Annotated in this window: 9 protein-coding genes; all 9 read left to right on the forward strand. The window is 34.9% G+C overall.

Going from position 1 to position 19818, the window contains the following annotated elements:
• Positions 1 to 18: 18 nt before the first annotated feature.
• On the forward strand, positions 19 to 1986 hold the full coding sequence (locus tag CJ739_RS11890; protein ID WP_117175553.1) for a RagB/SusD family nutrient uptake outer membrane protein: 1968 nt from the start codon (positions 19 to 21) through the stop codon (positions 1984 to 1986).
• A gap of 108 nt (positions 1987 to 2094) precedes the next feature.
• A complete protein-coding gene (locus tag CJ739_RS11895) occupies positions 2095 to 3294 on the forward strand; it encodes a DUF5000 domain-containing lipoprotein (RefSeq protein WP_117175554.1) in 1200 nt (399 codons plus the stop codon).
• Positions 3295 to 3319: 25 nt separating this feature from the next.
• Positions 3320 to 5056 (forward strand): DUF4998 domain-containing protein, encoded by a 1737-nt coding sequence (locus CJ739_RS11900; protein ID WP_162880196.1) that lies wholly within the window; start codon positions 3320 to 3322, stop codon positions 5054 to 5056.
• Positions 5057 to 5507: 451 nt separating this feature from the next.
• The gene (locus CJ739_RS11905; RefSeq protein ID WP_117175558.1) at positions 5508 to 6728 is read left to right on the forward strand and encodes a hypothetical protein; all 1221 of its coding nucleotides are present in this window, start codon (positions 5508 to 5510) and stop codon (positions 6726 to 6728) included.
• Between the two features lie 110 nt (positions 6729 to 6838).
• Complete coding sequence (locus tag CJ739_RS11910; protein ID WP_162880197.1) at positions 6839 to 7714, forward strand: T9SS type A sorting domain-containing protein; 876 nt, start codon at positions 6839 to 6841, stop codon at positions 7712 to 7714.
• A gap of 422 nt (positions 7715 to 8136) precedes the next feature.
• Positions 8137 to 11406 carry a BNR-4 repeat-containing protein gene (locus CJ739_RS11915; RefSeq protein WP_117175561.1) on the forward strand — a complete coding sequence of 1090 codons (3270 nt, stop codon included), beginning with the start codon at positions 8137 to 8139 and terminating at the stop codon, positions 11404 to 11406.
• Positions 11407 to 11549: 143 nt separating this feature from the next.
• Entirely contained in the window at positions 11550 to 14309 is a 2760-nt protein-coding gene (locus tag CJ739_RS11920) for a T9SS type A sorting domain-containing protein (RefSeq protein ID WP_162880198.1), read from the forward strand.
• 683 nt (positions 14310 to 14992) lie between these two features.
• Positions 14993 to 17359 carry a glycoside hydrolase family 2 TIM barrel-domain containing protein gene (locus CJ739_RS11925; protein WP_236951498.1) on the forward strand — a complete coding sequence of 789 codons (2367 nt, stop codon included), beginning with the start codon at positions 14993 to 14995 and terminating at the stop codon, positions 17357 to 17359.
• 314 nt (positions 17360 to 17673) lie between these two features.
• On the forward strand, positions 17674 to 19818 hold the full coding sequence (locus tag CJ739_RS11930) for a glycoside hydrolase family 43 protein (RefSeq protein WP_236951499.1): 2145 nt from the start codon (positions 17674 to 17676) through the stop codon (positions 19816 to 19818).

A 19818-nucleotide genomic window follows, 5' to 3' on the forward strand; every position in this document is an offset into this window, starting at 1 on the left:
AATAAAAATTTAAAATATATGAAATATTATAATAAAATAATCAATAAACTAAAAGCACTTTCTATATGGAGTATGCTTTGTATGGTATTATTGTTTATGCAATCATGTTCTGAAGACTTTCTTGATGTCGTTCCAGATAATGTTGCAACAATAGAGAATGCTTTTAAGCTTAGAAATGAAGCAGAGAAATATTTGTTTACTTGCTATTCGTATTTACCAAAAAACGGTGATGTGAACTTTAATATCTCCATGCTATCTGGAGATGAAATTTGGATTCCTTACCGTACTTCTATTTGGAGTGATGCTTTTGAAATAGCACGAGGGAATCAAAGAATTACAAATCCTTATATGAATGTTTGGGATGGTACCATGACAGGAGGAGGTCCGAATAACAACTATAAGATGTTTATTGGAATTCGTCATTGTAACATATTTTTAGAGAATATGAACGATTTGAGCAAAGTACCCGATATTGATTCTTCTGAAAGAAAACGTTGGATTGGAGAAGTTGAGTTTTTAAAAGCTTACTACCACTATTATTTGCTAAGAATGTATGGCCCTATTCCTGTAATGGATAAAAACATACCTATTGATGCTCCAGAAGAGCAAATTAATGTAAAGAGGCAACCTGTTGACGAATGTGTGAGCTATATAGCAGATTTGTTGGATGATGCCGTTGAAAAATTACCAGAAGACAATCAACTTGTAACAACAATAGAAGCAGGAAGAATTACAAAAACAATCGCTTTAAGTATTAAAGCAAAATTGTTATTAATGGCAGCTAGTCCGTTATATAATGGTAATTCAGATTTTGCATCACTAAAAAATAATGATGGAACATCGCTTTTTAATACAACGTATGATGAAAATAAATGGAGGTTAGCAGCCGATGCTTCATTAGCGGCAATAGAATCGGCTGAGGCTAATGGGAAAAGTTTATATGTGTTTCCTTCGTCGGCGTTTTCACTTTCTGAAACAACGATGACGCAGATGAGTATTCGTCAGGCAGTATGTGAAAGATGGAATGACGAAATTGTTTGGGCAAACCCCAATAGTAGGGCTACGGAACTACAAAGGTTAGCTATGGCGCCGTTAGCTGTAAACCATAACCATAATGATGCTAGAAAAATTCTTTCACCACCGCTTAAAATAGCTAGAATGTTTCATACCAAAAACGGGGTGCCTATTGATGAAGATAAAACTTTAGATTTTACAAACGAAAAAGAATTGAGAGAAGCTACTAATGATGAGCGTTTTAATATAAAAGAAGGATTTAGAACTGCTAGATTGAATTTTGATAGAGAACCACGTTTTTATGCAGATATGTGTTTTGATGGCGGTATTTGGTATAAATACGATAGCCCGTCTTCTTCAGATGAAGGAGATGTGTGGTATCTTAAAGGAAAGTTTACCGATCCAGCAGGAGCTAGCCATGCATTCCATAAAAATGAAACGGGGTATTTTGTTAAAAAATTAGTAGACTGGAATCAGGTAACATTCGGCAGTGGAGGTGCGAGTTATCAAGATTATGCTTGGCCTGAGATACGTTTGGCAGATTTATATCTAATGTATGCTGAAGCATTAAACGAAGCCCAAGGACCTTCAGCAGATGTATATGAATATGTAGATATAATCAGAGAAAGAGCTGGTTTAGAAGGTGTTGTAGAATCTTGGAGTAATTTTTCTACAAGCCCATCAAAACCAACAACCCAAGACGGTTTAAGAGAAATAATTCAACAAGAAAGATTGATTGAATTGGCTTTTGAAGGCCATCGTTTTTGGGATTTAAGACGCTGGAAAAAAGCAGCGGCAGAGCTAAATGCCCCTATAACAGGATGGAATGTAAAGGGAGAAGACGAGGTGTCGTACTACCAAATAAGAACTGTGTACCAACAAAGTTTTGTTTCTCCCAGAGATTATTTCTGGCCAATACCAGAAAATGCAATGGTTCAAAATCCAAATTTGGTTCAAAATTTAGGATGGTAATTAAAAAAGTTGAAATATGAAACATCCATGCTAAAAATACTTTTAAAACATAGAGGCATTATTATGGATGTAACATCTGACAATTAAAAAAACAATAAATATAAACAGATGAACTATAAATTTTTTAAACTTAAAATAATTACAATTATAATAGCTTTTATAGCTGTTGGTTGTGATGAGAATAAACTGGAGCCTATAGAAAATAATACAACGCCTCCAGGAACTGTTTCAAATGTTACTGTAGAAAATCTTGCGGGGAAAGCTAAAATAACATATGCGCTTCCAAAAGATCAAGATTTACTGTACGTAAAGGCAGAATATACATTGGCCAATGGAAAAAGGATGGAAATAAAATCTTCTTATTACAGTAATTCCCTTATTGTTGAAGGTTTTTCTAAAGCCGAAGAGCAAACGGTAACTTTGTATGCTGTAAATAGAAGTGAGGTATCGTCTGAACCAGTTGAGGTGAAAGTAAACCCATTAGAGTCTCCTATTTGGGATGTTTTTAGAAGTCTTGAAACCAAAGCAGCCTTTGGCGGGGTTTTTCTTAGTGCTGAAAACATGTTGCGTCATGAACTTGCTTTACTAGTTATGGAAAAAGATCAATCTGGTGAGTGGGTTATAAATCCTAATAGTGTATATACTTCAACAGATAAAATAAAAAGAACGGTTAGACCATTTACTGTTGAAGCGCATGATTTAGCAATTACTGTTAGGGACAGGTGGTTGAATTATACAGATACGCTTTTTGTTACTATTACACCATTACTAGAATTACCATTGCCAAAATCTGGTTATAAACACTTTCCTTTACCAGGTGATACACCATCACACACAACGGCAGTCCCCAAAGGAATGTGGGACGGTGAAATAATGAATTGGCCTAATGTGTTTTTAACTCAAGGAAATATTTCTGGTCAGCATATCGTAACAATAGACACAGGAGTATTGGCCCAAATGAGTAGAATAGTTATTTGGGATTATCCAGAATATTATAACGGTAGAACCTATTATTATATAGGAAACTTAAAAGAGTTTGAAATTTATGGGTCAGCAAACCCCAATCCAGATGGAAGTCTTGACGATTCATGGATTAAATTAGGATCTTATAATGCCGTAAAACCTTCGGGTCTGCCATTTGGTGAACAGACAGATGAAGATTATCAAGTTGCCAATGCAGGCTTTAGTTGGGATTTCGAGTCTGATGCTCCTAAAGTTAGATATTTAAGAATTAAATCACTTAAAAACTGGGCGGGTATTGGATCTATGTCAATTGGAGAAATTCAGGTTTATGGAGACCCTAATTAGTTTGTTTAATATAAAAAATAGTCCGATGAAATATATATATAAGAAATTTTATTTACAGGGAGCTGCCTTGTTAATAATGTTAATAAGTGTAGTGGCATGTACTACAATGGATGAAGGGTATAATAAGTTCTTGAAAGGAGGGGAAATCTCTTATACAGGAAAAATAGATTCTTTAGAAATTTTTTCTGGTAAAAATAGAGTTAAAGTAAAAGGACTTTTTATATCGGATCCAAAAATTACAGAGTGTAGGGTTTTTTGGAATAGTGGAGCAGATTCTATAGTAGTTCCAATAGCCAGAACCGAAGGAGTTGATACACTTGACATTATAATTAATGATCTAGAGGAAAATATTTATAGTTTTGATGTTCGTACCTATGATGCTTTAGGTAATAAATCTATTTCTGTCTCAGAAATAGGAACTTCTTATGGAGAACGTTATCAAAAATCTTTATTTCAACGTCCGGTTATATCAAATGAAATCATAGGAGGGGCACTTACTATTGAATATGCTTCAATGGATTTGTCCTCAGGTGTTTTTGGAACTGAAGTGAATTATATTGATGTAAACGATAGTCAAAAAAGTATCATCGTTCCAATTGATAGCTCAAATGTTGTTATAGAAGATTTTAAAGGTGGTACTGAATATGCTTACAGAACGTTATTCTTGCCTGATGAAACCTGTATAGATACTTTTTCTACAGATTTCACAACCCATAAACCACTACTAGAGATAACTTTGCCACCGTATTTTAAAAATGCTTCTATACCATTTGCAAAAGTATCAGATAAGGGGAGATGGTCTACACCAGCAGAGTGGGTTGTAAATGAAGGAGCAAAAAGCCATAGTGGAGAAGGTGGTTTGGATAATGATATTTTTAATTTAGAAAGTGGTTGGGGACAACCAGATATTATAAATGGTAAGGTATATCAAAGAATGAATTTACCTCCTGGAACCTATGCTTACACGATTAATATTAAGGAGACCAATTATGAAGGTGCAGACAATAACCTTGATCAAGCTTATTTTATCGTTGCTGAAGGTGGAGATTTACCAGATGTAAGTGATGCTGAGACTTCTGAATCAACAATCGTTTACGAGCGTGTTAACAAAGTCAATGGGTTAACCAGAACATTGGTATTTACACTAACAAAAGAATTAACACAGATTGTGATAGGTGTAGAGACTACGAACGATAAAGGGGCGGGAAGGTATTTGAAAATCAATTCCTTTTCATTGAATCAATTTACTGAAGCACCATACTTTAAAAATGCTTCGGCACCATTTGATAAAGTATTTGATAATGGAAGATGGTCTACTCCTGCAGATTGGGTTGTAAATGAAGGAGCAAAAAGCCATGGTGGACAAGGAGGATTAGATGGGGACTTGTTTAATTTAGAAAGTGGTTGGGGAGCTCCACCTATCATAAACGGTAAGATTTACCAAACCATGTTCCTTGAGGCTGGGACATATACCTATGGGATTAATATCAAGGAAACAAATTATGAAGGGGCAATAGCCAATAAAGAACAAGCTTATTTTGTTGTAGCAAAAGGTAGCACTTTACCAGATGTTATTGATGTTGAGACATCTTCGGAAACAATAGTTTATGAAAGAATTAATAAAGACAATGGAGTAAATAGATCTTTAGGGTTTACTTTAACAGAAGCGGCACAAGTTTCTATAGGAGTTGAAACGACAAATGCAGATAATTCTTATGGTCGTTATTTGAAAATAAACTCTTTTACATTGACTAAAAATTAATATAATAGATTAATGAGTTAAAGAAATGCGGTAAGTTTTATTTACCGTATTTCTTTTGAAAGAACATGAAAATTATTGAAGAAGTAAATTTGAAAGTGAAAAATGAAAAAAATATTCTTTAACACTAATGCCGCTTATATGTTGTGTAGTAGGGTTATGGGTGAGATTTTCAAGTAGATAGTAATCAAACCCATTGTTTATTTGATTCAATAAATTTTAATTATCAAGAGTCTTATGATGCCAAATGGCATTTGTTATACCGATGGGATTTAGGTCACTTTCAACCAACCATTTTGGTTAATAATAAATATGGGAATGGAAAGAGTTGGTAGTTCAACTACTAAAAGTTTAATTGTAAGAAGCAATATACAGTATTTTCAAGCTAAAAATAGCTGTGTAGCAGCAATGACCTTGCTAAATAGACATGATTTAATAAATAAAGATATAGAATATGAAGAACTATAACATACACACAAAGTTATTAATACTAGTCATACTTATTGTTTATAACTGTTCATCTGAAAAAACAACAGATGAAAAGGGCGTTATTGAAGAACCTAAACCTACGGTTGAATTACCTACCCTAGAAACCAATGAGGCTCAAGATATAGATGCGCTTACGGTAACAATATGGGGTAATCTAACAAGCAATGGTGGGAGTAGTGTTATTGAGCGAGGCGTTTGTTATGGATTAAATGAAAACCCTACATATAATGACTCAAAACAAATACCGACCGTTACAAAGGGATCGGGTGAGTTTAAAGTTGATATATCCAATCTAGAGGCAGGATTGGTTTATTATGCTAGGGCTTATGCTGTTAATGGAAAAGGTGTTGGTTATGGTAATCAAGTAAGTTTTAAAACTTTAGAGACAAATGTGCCAATACTCGATATAAGAGAAGTAAAAGTAGCTGGAGCACATGATCTTTTTATTGATATAGACTTAACAGAAAACGGAGATTTAAGCATTAATGAAGTGGGTGTTGTTTTTAGTACGCATGAAGCACCTACTATTGATGATAGCAAAATAGTTAGAGATGAAGTTGAATCTAGTTTTAAACAGCGTATTTCTAATTTGGAACCTGAAACCTTGTATTATATTAGACCTTATGCTATAACTTCAAATGGTGTTTCATATAGTAACCAAATAAGTATGCGTACCATTAAAAAAGGCAATTTTACTTGGTCTTTTTGGAATGAAGTCCCTAACGCCGATGCAGAAACTAAAGCCGCTTTTGACCGCATAAGAATTGCTTTTGACGAAGCCACGGAATACTACAATAATTTCACTTCTATAGAAAAGCATGTCAATGTTAATTATTCACCAGCAACGCCAACAGCCAATGCAAATTTTGATGGTTGGATAAATATGGGGGCTAACCCTAGTTATCAAAAAGCAGGTACAGCTATGCATGAAATGGCACATACCGTGGGTGTTGGAACCCATTGGAAGTATGGGGAATTAATGAAAGGAACATGGCAAGGCACACGAGCAAATAAAATTTTGCAGATGTTAACTAATAATAGTAGTGCTGTTGTTAAAGGAGACGGCGTTCATTTTTGGCCTTACGGAATTAATGGCGCTCATGAAGATAGTGGAGCAGATGAGTTATATATGATACATGCACTAATAATACAGGGCATGAAGACAGATGGGTTACCAAGTAATTAAGTGAAGCCATATTTTAGTAATAAATAATTTCATATTGAATATAATCTGATCTATTGCCCCTAAAAATCAAGGGGATGACTAAGTTAAAAATAAATAATAAATCTTATAACATGAAAAAAATTACAATTTCTATTTTATCAGCAATTTTAATGATTGCCACAAACGTTTTAAATGCTCAAAACTTAATCCCGGATTGGGATGCTAATGGAACAACTGGAGCGGGTACCGAAGCCAACAAATGGGGGTTTGGATCGGATGCTGCAGTATGGAAAATAGCCAATGGAGCTGGTGATTGTAGATACCGTGACGGAAATACTTATTCAATCGATGGAGGTGGAACTTACGGAGGTAGGCATTTTCTTTATCGATGGGATGGGACTACAGAAAATGTAAATTCTGTAATGTCTCTGGGAGTACCTGTTAACAAAGGGGTAACAACAGAACAGGCAGGAATTCAAATGACAGCAAACACGACGTATACTATAACTGGGTATTATTCGTGGCTAAATAATGCAAATGCTCCTACCTATCAATTTGCTTTTGGTCAAACACCTACAGGAACACCTACTGTTAGTGAGTCTTTCGCTGCAACAACAAGAGAGATTTATTATCCTTTTACACTTGATTTTACACCTACTGCTACAGGAGAATACTTTTTTCAGGTAAGACAAATAGCTGGGAGAGATGGTGGAACAACTGGATCTGGTGGTATTATAATGTTAGCTAATTTAAACCTAGAAGGAAGCACATTAGGTTTAGCGGATGTGACGTCAGCTGTTTCTTCAAATATACATGCAGTTGGAAGTAGAATTTATGTGTCTGATGTGAAGTCTTCTACCGAAATAAAGATTTATAGTATTACTGGAGCTTTAGTTAAATCTATTCAAGCAGGGAACGATATAGACTTTGATTTTAAATCAGGACTTTGGATTGCTACTTTAAAAACTTCTGAAGGCGAAAAATCGGTAAAACTATTAGTGAAATAGTACAGGTTTTTTAAATAATATATGAAATCGCCATGATTTGGAAACCTAAACATCAATGAAAATAAAGCGATACCATATGACCTTTAAAAAACAATAAATATTTACATATGAAATTATTTAATGAACTCATCTTGACTTTTTGTTTTTAACCGAAAACGAGATAAAATTTGTACAGATGAAGCGCTTTTTGCAATACATAGCATCGCTATGCATAAAAAAAGCAACGAAATATGGATAAATTTCAACCATTCCTGCCTGCCGGCAGGCAGGTTTTAGGAAACAGAAAAAGTCAAGATGAGTTCAATTAGAATTAGGTCGAAACCTAATTGTTTCGGCCTAATTTTTATTATTATAAAACGATTGCAAATGCATTGGTTTTATAGCCCCTTCAATTTAATAAATAAGTTAATTATTTGCGAAAAATGAAAATAAAGATATCAATGTTAATCATGTTTTTGTGGGTCTTAGCAACGACTTTTTCTAACGCACAAAATTTAATTCCAAACTGGGATGCCAACGGATTAACAGGTACTGGAAGTGAAGCAAATAAATGGGGTTTTGCTGCGTCTACAGGTGGAACAGACTGGCAGCAGGCTAATCAGTTAGGGGTAAGATACAGAGATGTAACTAATGTCACAATAGAAGGAGGGGAAACCTTTACAGGAAGAGAATTTTTATACCGATGGGAAGGAAGCTATATAGGCTCTACCATGTCTTTGGGGGTGCCTTTAAATCAAGGTGTAACTACAGAGCAAGGAGGTATAACCCTTGAAGGAGGAAAAGCCTATAACTTTACAGGCTTATTTGAATGGATTAATAATGCAAACCCTCCCACTTATGAGTTTGTGATATCAGATGCTCCAGATGGAGGAAATAGAGTCGTTACAAAGCTTTATAATACATCTGCAAAAGAAGTTTATAAACCTTTTGAAATTTATTTCGTTGCACCTTCAAATGGTGAGTATTACATTCAATTAAAACAAATAAGTGGTTTAAACGGCTCTCAAGGCGGACTTATTGGATTAGCCAACTTAAACTTGGAAGAAACAGAAATCTTAACACCACCAACCCCTTATTTGAAGGCAGGTACAAAATCACTAACTGTAGACGGGACGTGGTGTTGGTTTCAAGATCCAAGAGCATTGTATTATAAAGGGAAAAAAGAACAAACTTACTCTGGATGGATTACACATGATGGAAAAATACAAGTCGCTAGTTACAACCATATTACAGGTGAGGTCAAAAAAACGACTATAAAAGAAGGTTTTCAAGTCGATGACCACAATAATCCAACATTTTTAATTAGAAATGATGGGCGTATCATGGTAAGTTATTCAGGACATTTTTTTGGACCTATGCGTGTTTTAGTTTCAGATAACCCTGAAGATATTTCCTCTTTTGGGCCAGAAGCAACATTTGGAAACTCGGTTACCTATGCCAATCCCTATCAAATAGGCGAGGATATTTATATGTTTTACAGAGATGGAAGTACTTGGCATCCTAGTATAGCGATTTCAACTGATGGAGGATTGTCATGGGGAGCTCCTCAAACCTTAATAAAAAGAGATGCGGCTCAAAAAAGACCTTATGTAAAATATACACAAGATAGCCAAGGCGGAATACATATTACTTTTACTACTGGACATCCTAGACAAGAAGCAGCAAATAAAGTCTACTATGTGTATTTTAAGGATGATAAGTTTTATAAAGCAGATGGAACCCTTATAAAGGATTATACAGGTACATCTTCGGCTTTAGATATAGATGCAGGAGAACCTGAAGTGGTTTACGATGCTTCAAATGGAAAAGGCTGGACCTGGGATATTGCTCTTGATGAAAATGAAAACCCTGTAATTCTTTATGCTGCATTTCCGGATGATTATAATCATCATTATTACTATGCTAAATGGGATGGTACGCAATGGAATAATCGTCATATTGTAAACAGTGGTAAATGGTTTCCCCAAACACCTAGTGGGCAAAATGAACCAGAACCCAATTATTCTGGAGGAATGAGTGTAGATACTAACGATGCGTCTACGGTTTATTTATCAAAACAAGTTAATGGCGTTTTTGAAATTTATAAATACCAAACTCCAGATGAAGGAATAACATGGAACTCAGAAGCCATAACAAAAGATACACCTATTGATATGGTTAATGTTAGACCTGTTGTGCCTCGTAACCATAAACCTGGGGTTTTTGATGTGATGTGGATGCGTGGTCAATACATTACTTACCAAAACTATTACACATCTATAATGTATTACAGCCCTGCTGATGAAGTAAAATACTATGATTTTGGTAACGATAGTTCAGAATTAGATACAGGTGCCTTTAGGGTAACTAACCAAACTTTATTTAATGAAGAATATGGTTTTGTTAATACAACAGGCTTAACAGCAACCGATGATTTCCAAACCAATAAAGCACAAACAGATTACGTAGAAGGAACAAGCCCTGCTATATTTAAAGTTAATTTGTTTAATGGCACTTATACTGTAACTGTAGTGCAGGGAACAAATACAACAGCACTTAGTGGACAATCAATAAAAGCAAATGGAACAACAGTAGTAACTAACGAATCATCTAATGTAGGAGAATGGAAATCTTATACGTTTGATATAAATATTATTAATGGAACGCTTGAATTAGAAATTAGTAATTCTAACGGAAATAATAATGTATGGGTTATAAATAGTCTGCTTATCGAAACCAAACAATTAAATGTAAATGGATTGAACATAGAAGAAGATAATATTTCTATATATGAAGTTGATGATGTTCAACTTCATTATGCAACATATCCTATAAGTACTAACCCCGAAGACATTTCTTGGTCTTCTAGTAACGAAAATATAGCCGTTGTTGATGCTAACGGGTTAGTAACAGCTGTATCTCCCGGAACAGCTACTATATATGCAAGCCTGAATGGTGGTAGTATTGAAGATTCTTGTTTGGTAACGGTTAATGCCATTGTAACCTTATCTGATGAGGTGACTTTCGATTTTGGTACGGCTACTTCTCCTTTAATAGCTGGAGCTATACGTATAGATGATACCAATGAGTTAAATGCGTCTTACGGCTGGACAGATACTAGCGGTCTTTACGCTAGAGATCGTGGAAGCTCTGCCTCTTATCCTGATCGTGATTTTATTTTATCTTCACTAGATAAGGAATTTCGGGTCTTTTTAGATAATGGAATTTATCATATAACTACAACTCATGGAGACAGTCAATATACCCATGATAATATGTTTTTGTTAGCTAATGGTGAAAATCTTGTAAATGACTTTTCTTGTGAATCAGGAATTTATATAACCAATGAATTTGATGTGACCATAACCAATCGCAAATTAGATCTTTTAATAGGAGATCAAGGTGGTGGAGATGTAAACTGGGTTTGGAATATCCTTAGAATTGTTAAGACAGGTACTCTAAGTGGTAACGATAAAACTAAAGGAGCAGTAGAATTTAAACTTTTTCCTAATCCCGTAAATAATATTTTGAACATATCTATTGGTAATAAAGATATAGATAAAGTTGAGCTTTATGATATGCTTGGTAAAAAACTGTTAGAGGTAAAAAATACCAAATTTGTCAATCTTTCAGGTTTTAGTAATGGCGTTTATATTTTGAAAATACATTCAAATGATAAACATGTATTTTCAAAATATATAGTAAAGAAATGATTTTTTTTATAAAAACAACAACAAAATCAATCAACAAATCAACTATTAAATTAGTAAATGTTTAAAAATATAGCAGCTTTTAATCTCTTTGATTAATAGTAATTAAATCAACTAATTAAGTAATAAATTATAATTTAATGATCATGAATTACAAACTAAATAAAACAACAAAAAGCTATGGCCTTAAGGAAATTGGTTTTATAAAACCTAAAGGGGCAATGAGTATGCAATTATTACTAATAATATTTTTAAGTGCTTTTTCTCTTCAGTCCTTTTCACAAACTGATGTTACGAATACTCATTTAACAAATGCTGGTTTTAATACAAATTGTAATTACCTTACTGGAGGAACTGGCACAGTAGCAACAGCAGACCCTGGAAATACAAGTAATATAGAAGGATGGACACTTACTTCTGTTCAACCTTGGAGTGCCGCCGCTACTTTTGAATATGGCTGGAATGGTACTTTCAATGGTGTATCCACACCAGCTTCTGGTTCAGATGCTGCTAGTGGGGCTGGTCAAGGTGCAATAGGTTTAACTGCCGGTTGGAGTGGAAATCTTACTTATAGCCAACAGGTTACTTTACCACCAGGATTATATACCCTTGAGTTTGCTACAGCGTTTTTGGGGCAAAATGATATCGCTGAAAACTTAACTGGCTGGCTAGGAAATGATGGCAATGTAGTTTTATCAAATGTAAACTCAATACAAGCCTTAGGTGCTTGGTATACGCTTCAATTATCTATTCGTATAGCTTCGGAAACCACTGGGGTTATCCAAGTAGGAATGAGACCTAATCAATCTGGATCTACATCAAATGCAAGAGTTTTTGTTGATTATGTAAAACTTATTAGCCTACCAGTAAATAAGGATGCTTTACAAACATTGGTTAACACTGCAAATGATATGATTGCTAATCCAGAGACTGTTCCCAATGGCTCAACAGTATATCAAGATCTTCAGACGGCCGTTTCTAATGCTCAAGCAGTTTTAGATGATGCGACTGCAACTGCAGGCGCAATTTTACAAGCCGAAGACGATATGAAAAAAGCTATTGCAGATGTTGAAGCAGCAATTTTTGAAGCCTCCCAAACGGTATATGACAATTATACCGCTACATATACCTCCCTTACCAATGTAAACATGAAGTTGACAGGTAAAGGACTGGTTACTCTAACTTCATCATCAGAACCTATGAGTAATAGTGCTATCGATTTAGCTTCTTCTGATGCTTGGGTTTATTTTGAAAATTTACGACCATCTCAAGTAGTAAATTCATATTTAAATAATCTTAAAGCCAATGGAGAAGATGCAGTTGTGGGTACAAATATAAGGATAACCAATTACCTAAACGGAGCCATGGTTATAGCTCATACTAATACATACGCTGCATTAACTGTTTTTGATGGTGCTAGCCAAAGTGGAACTTCAATGAATCTTATGATTAATAAGCATTATAAAACAACAGAATTGGGAGTAATGGCCGATAATATAGAATCTTTTATTCTTAAACGAGGATATATGGCTACATTTGCAAGCAATGAGAACGGCACCGGCACTAGTAGGATTTACATAGCCGATGATGAAGATGTAATAGTAAATGTTATGCCAACAGGTTTGTCTAATACAGCTTCTATGGTGGTTGTAAGGCAATGGAGGTGGACAACCAAAAAAGGTTGGAGAGGCAGTTCCTCTGGAGCAGACCAATTTAATGCAGGTTCGCATTACGATTATAATAATTCTTCTTACGGCACTTTAGATGTTGAATACGTCCCTATGCGACACAATCCAAACTGGAATGCTTACAGCAACTTTATGGATAAATTTGGCAGTACGCATGCACTTGGTTATAATGAGCCAGATAATCCTGTAGATGATGGTTATAGTACTATAGCAGATGCTATTGCAGCATGGCCCAACATGATGGCCTCTGGGTTACGTTTAGGCTCTCCTGCACCAACAGATGGTGGTTTAAATTGGCTTTATAGTTTTATGGATCAATGTGATGCATTGGGGTATCGGGTAGATTTTGTGGCTTGGCATTTCTACAGAGCTAATAACACGGCTCAACAGCTTTATGATCAATTACTAGCAATTCATAATAGAACTGGGCGACCCATATGGATTACCGAATTTAATAATGGGTGTAACTGGACCTATAATGGCAATGAACCAACTCAGGAAGAAAATGCCGTGGTTATTCAACAATTCATTACAATGCTAGAAGATGCACCGTTTGTAGAAAGGTATTACGTATGGGATGGTTGTAATGAATCATTAAGAATGACTAATTATGATGGCTCATTGAAGCCAGCGGGTGTTAATTACCGTGATCTAGAATCTACAATGGCATATAGGGAAGACTTTTATAATGATTGTGAGCAACCTATTATTACTCCTTATGTTCAGGTTAACGGAGGCCCCTGGACAACAGCTACAGATATTACAGTAAATTCAGGAGAAGAGGTTAGATTTGGTCCCCAACCATTTAGTGGCACATGGAGTTGGAGTGGATGTGGTATATCGGGATCCTCACGAGAACAAGTTTTTTATCCTACGGGCTCTTGTACTGTAACAGCAACCAATACAAGTATTTGTGGGGCGCAAAGCAGTGTGGTTTTTAAAATCAATGGAGGTACGCTAAGTACAAACGATATAAATATCAATAATATAAATATATTTCCTAACCCTACCAATGATTATTTGAATATTGAATTGAAAGGTAATTACGTTAATCCCTTTGTAAGGCTTTTTGATTTAACGGGAAAAACAATAATGGAAATTAAATTACAAAAAGATAAGAATAAGATAGACTTAAGTAGTCTTCAATCAGGGGTTTATATGTTAAAGATTACGGATGTGAATCAATCATTTAGTATTAAAAAAGTAATTAAATTATAGATTGAAATTATTAAACTGAATTGATGTCACTTATTTTTAGATCGAAATATTTAGCTAACAATATCTGTGCTACTGCTCTTAAATAATTAAAAGATTAAATGTAATTGATAAAGTTATAAGTAATTAGGTGCTTAACAAATTTTATTTCAAAAGTGTTTTCGTTCACAGATAGATTTCTGGTCGTATTTTTAGAGACTCTTTAAATTTTGTTTTTGGAATGTTTTATAGGGTATTTTTTTGTCAGACAGGGCCGAGCGTATAAAAAGGTCTAGGAGACCTTTTTAGCGAAGGAGCCAGGCTGTCGCGAGGGAGAGGTACATAGCTATGGACCGAAAAATAGCTGATGTATGGCGGAAAAAGGCACATAAAAAGAGCCAAAGGATAAAACTTAAACAGTCTCTTAGAATAATAATTTTTGCATAGATGATATTTGGGTTAAAAAGTTATCTATTATAATGTTTTATCAGGAAATGCAACCCATTTTTTGACCTTATGGAATTAATGGTGCCCATGAAGATACTGGCGATTCTGTGCTTTATATCAAGCATGCCTTAATTATACAAGGAATGAAAAATGATTGATTATCAAATAAATTATAAATTAATGATGTTATTATGGGTTTAACTTTAAAAAGAGTTTTTTTAATAGTTTTTATTCAATGCTATTCATCTGTTTTTGGTCAGATGTCATTTGGTAATCCAAAAAAGATAAATGAGGATTGGAAGTTCATTCTTCAAGAAAATGAACAATTTAAGCAACCTACATATAACACTGATGCGTGGGAAACAGTTAATGTACCACATGATTGGAGTATAAAACAACAGTTAAGTCCTACCTTGGCAAGCGCAACAGGCTATCTGCCAGGAGGTATTGCTTGGTACAGAAAAACTATACATATTCCATTAGAAAAGGATGGACAAAAAGTGTACTTATATTTTGAAGGTGTTTATAATAGAAGTGAGGTATTTATTAATGGCGAATCTTTGGGAAAACGTCCTAATGGATACATTTCTTTTGCATACGATGCGACGCCTTATATCAAGTATGGTGAAGATAATACAATTGCCGTACGTGTTGACCATAGCAAAAGTGCCGATTCGCGTTGGTACACCGGATCGGGTATTTATCGTAATGTTTGGTTAGTATATTCAAATCCTGTGCACATAGCACAGTGGGGCATATATGCATATCCTGAAGTTGAAAAACACTCAGGAATATTAAATGTTGAAGTTGAATTAACAAACGATTCAGATAATATAGCAAGTTTAGTAGTAGTTAATGAGTTAATTACAAATGGTGGAATAACAGTAGCTAAAAGCTCAAACGGAATTAAAATAGCTTCAAACGAATCAGCGAAAATTTCAACTAAATTAAAAGTTAACAATCCTAAATTATGGAGTATAGACACTCCAAATTTATACCAACTTAAAACAATGGTGTTTAAAGATGGTAAGGTAATAGACCAATCTATTACACAAACAGGGTTTCGTAAGTTTACTTTTGATGCTAATAAAGGGTTTGCACTTAACAATACTTGGATGAAAATAAAAGGCGTATGTCTTCATCATGATGCAGGTGTTTTAGGTTCGGCTGTACCGCGGGAAGTTTGGAAAACCAGATTACAAACCTTGAAAGACATAGGTGTAAATGCCATAAGAACGAGCCATAATCCACAAGCACCGGCTTTTTATGAACTTTGCGACGAATTAGGCTTATTGGTTTTAAATGAAGCGTATGATGAATGGGAATTTCCTAAACGTAAATGGCTGGAAGGCTGGAACCAAGGAACACCAGGATATGAAGGTAGTTACGATATTTTTGCCGATTGGGCTGAAAAGGATCTAGAAGACATGGTGCGCCGAGATAGGAATCACCTGTCTGTTTTCGCATGGAGTATAGGTAATGAGGTCGATTATCCTAACGATCCGTATTCGCACCCTGTTTTAGATGGCGGCGGCGGTACAGGATTTTCACAAGCGATATATGGCGGTTATAAAAAAGATGCTCCAGATGCTATGCGTCTTGGAGCCATTGCAAAACGTTTGGTTGCAGCTGTAAAAAAGCATGATAGATCACGTCCTACTACTGCTGGTTTAGCAGGAGTAGCCATGTCTAACGAAACGGAATATCCAGCAACTTTAGACATTACAGGATATAATTATACCGAAAGCAAATACCAATCAGATCATGAAAAATACCCTAACCGTATCATTTATGGTAGTGAGAATAGGCATGATATCGAAGCGTGGTTGGCCGTAAAAAACAATGAGCATATTTTTGGGCAGTTTTTATGGACAGGTATCGATTATCTTGGAGAATCTGGCAGGTGGCCTTCAAGAGGGTTTTATTCAGGATTATTGGATTTTTCAGGAAACATAAAACCAAGAGGGTATTTTAGGCAATCGCTTTGGTCTAAAAAACCAATGATATATATAGGGACCTATATTTCAAACAGAAGAAATAATAGCGGATTATCTATGGATGCATGGCCATCATGGAATTATCAAGAAGGTCAACTAATAAAAGTGGTTTGTTATACCAATGCCTCTAAAGCACGTCTGGAATTAAATGGTGAAGTTATTGGAGAAGAAAAAAAATATAACTCGGAAACAGGAATTATTTCATGGGATATTCCATATCAATTAGGGAAATTGGAAGCAATAGGCATTAATGATGATGGTAGAGAAGTGAGCCGCTATACAATAAGCTCATCGAAACGACCATATGCTCTAACAGTTAAAGTTGAAGAGAATATTATAAATAAAGATAAAGGAGTTGTTCAATTAATGGTGGAGGTTGTAGATGAAAATGGCGTGCCTGTTATGCATTCCGATGATGAAATAACATGTAACATAAGTGGTCCAGGTAAATTATTAGGATTGGAAGCAGGTAATAATAGTGATATGACCGATTACACGGATAATAAGCAACGGGTTTTTCATGGAAAAATTTCAGCCTATATACAGGCGACAGGTGAAAGCGCACCAATTGAAGTGGAATTTACGAGTCCTTGGTTAAAACCAAAGAGTGTTACATTAGAAGTAGAATAAATAGATATTACAAGTTAAGATGAACCATCCATGCTAAAAATATTTTTAACACACAGGAGCATGGTTATCTATGGTGTTCCATATGAATATTGAAAACAATAAACAAAAGAGTTCAATATAAGCACACGAAAAATGAAGCCATACATCAAAAAAAATAGAATTAATATAAAATAGTATTTATAATAATCTTTATATTTGATAAGTGTTATTTATACGCTTATAATATGTGTTTTTCATTTTTTAAAATAAGAAATGAAATCCTGGTAATTCATTATACCCAAAGAACTAAACAATAATAACTATAATATTTAGAAATGAAACTAATGAAATTAGGCTACAAGCTTATTTTAATGTGCCTTACAGTGACAATTTTGTATTCTTGTAAAGAAGCTAAATACACCAATTATCTATTTACCTATTTCACGGGAAATGGACCAGGAGAAGAATCCATTCGTTATGCCTTAAGTCGCAATGGTTATAATTATTATGCGCTTAATAACAATCAACCTATTATAGATTCTAAGGCAATTAGCTCATCGGGAGGAGTTCGAGACCCTCATATTTTACGTGGTGCAGATGGAAAAACGTTTTATATGGTGGTTACGGATTTGTATGTAACAGAACAAGGTTGGAATAATTATGCCATGATTTTAATGAAATCAACCGATTTGATTAATTGGACCTCATCAATTATAAACATTCCTGAAACATATCCAAAGGAATATGGTGACATTAAACGTGTTTGGGCACCACAAACCATTTATGACGAAAAGACAAATCAGTATATGATATACTGGTCTATGTTAGGCAACGAAGGGCCAGATATTATTTACTATGCCTACGCAAATAAGGATTTTACAGGATTGGCAACGACCCCAAAACAGTTGTTTTATAGCCCATCAAACAGTGCTTGTATAGATGGTGATATTATTTATAATGATGGTAAATATCACCTGTTTTTTAAGAACGAAAGTGCTGGAGGAGGCATTAGGCAAGCAGTATCTGATAAAATAAATGAAGGTTATGTTCAGTTAGATGGCTTTTTCGATCAAACAGATGCGGCAGTAGAAGGCTCTGGAATTTTTAAATTGATTGATTCAGATGAATATATTTTAATGTATGATATGTACACATCAGGAAAATATCAGTTTACTAAAACAAAAGATTTGCAAAACTTTACTATTGTAGATGACGAAATTTCTATGAATTTCCATCCAAGACATGGTACCGTAATTCCTATCACAGAAGAAGAAACTCAGGCCTTAATTCAAAAATGGGGCTTGTTAGATAAAAGTGCCTTTGTGAATTTTAATTCCGATGCCGTAAGAACCCATAATGTTGATATAAATGACGAAGCAGGTACGATGTACATTCCTGTAAAATTAGGAACTGACATAACAAATTTAGACCTAAAAATTCAAACGGTGTCGTGGGTTAATCTAAAAACCACAGGAGCACAGGATTTTTCTAAAGGTGCTGTAGATTATGTTGTTGAATCAGCAGGAAAATCAAAAACGTATAAAGTTTCTGTTCATGAGGATAACAACCCTGTTTTAAGTGGGTTTTATGCCGATCCAGAAATTATTTATTCACAAAAAACAAACAAGTATTATATCTATCCAACAAGTGATGGTTTTACAGGATGGTCCGGTACGTATTTTAAAACATTCTCATCACCGGATTTAATTAATTGGACAGATGAAGGTGTGATTCTTGACTTAAAAAAAGATGTAAGTTGGGCCGACAGAAATGCTTGGGCGCCTTGTGCTATTGAAAAGAAAATTAATGGTGCTTATAAATACTTTTATTATTTCACGGCAGCACAGAAAATAGGAGTAGCAGTATCAGACAATCCAACAGGCCCTTTTGTAGATTCTGGAGAACCATTGATTTCAGAAAGACCAGAAGGAGCTAAAGGCGGTCAAGAAATAGACCCAGATATTTTTACCGATCCAGTGTCGGGTAAAAGCTATTTGTATTGGGGTAATGGCCATATGGCGTGTGTTGAGTTAAATGACGACATGGTTACTATAAAGCCAAACACCTTAAAACTTTTAAACCCAGGTAACACCTTTAGAGAAGGCACCGAGGTTTTTTATAGAAACGGAAAATACTACTTTATGTGGTCTGAAGACGATACAAGAAGTCCAAACTACAGAGTAAGATATGCCACTTCAGATGCTCCAACAGGGCCATTAAATATTCCGGAAAATAACATTGTAATAGAAAAAAGGCCAGAAGATGGCATTTACGGTACTGGGCACAATAGTGTGATACAAACACCAGATACCGACACATGGCATATTGTCTACCACCGTTTTAACAGGCCTAACGGTATTACAATGGGAAGAGCAGCAGGGTTTAACAGGGAAGTCTGTATAGATAAATTGGAGTTTAATGCCGATGGAAGTATCAAGCCTGTAAAACCAACGGTGTCTGGAATAAAATCAATAGAATAA

It is taken from the genome of Mariniflexile sp. TRM1-10 (genome assembly GCF_003425985.1).
In the GTDB taxonomy this organism is placed as follows: Bacteria; Bacteroidota; Bacteroidia; order Flavobacteriales; family Flavobacteriaceae; genus Mariniflexile.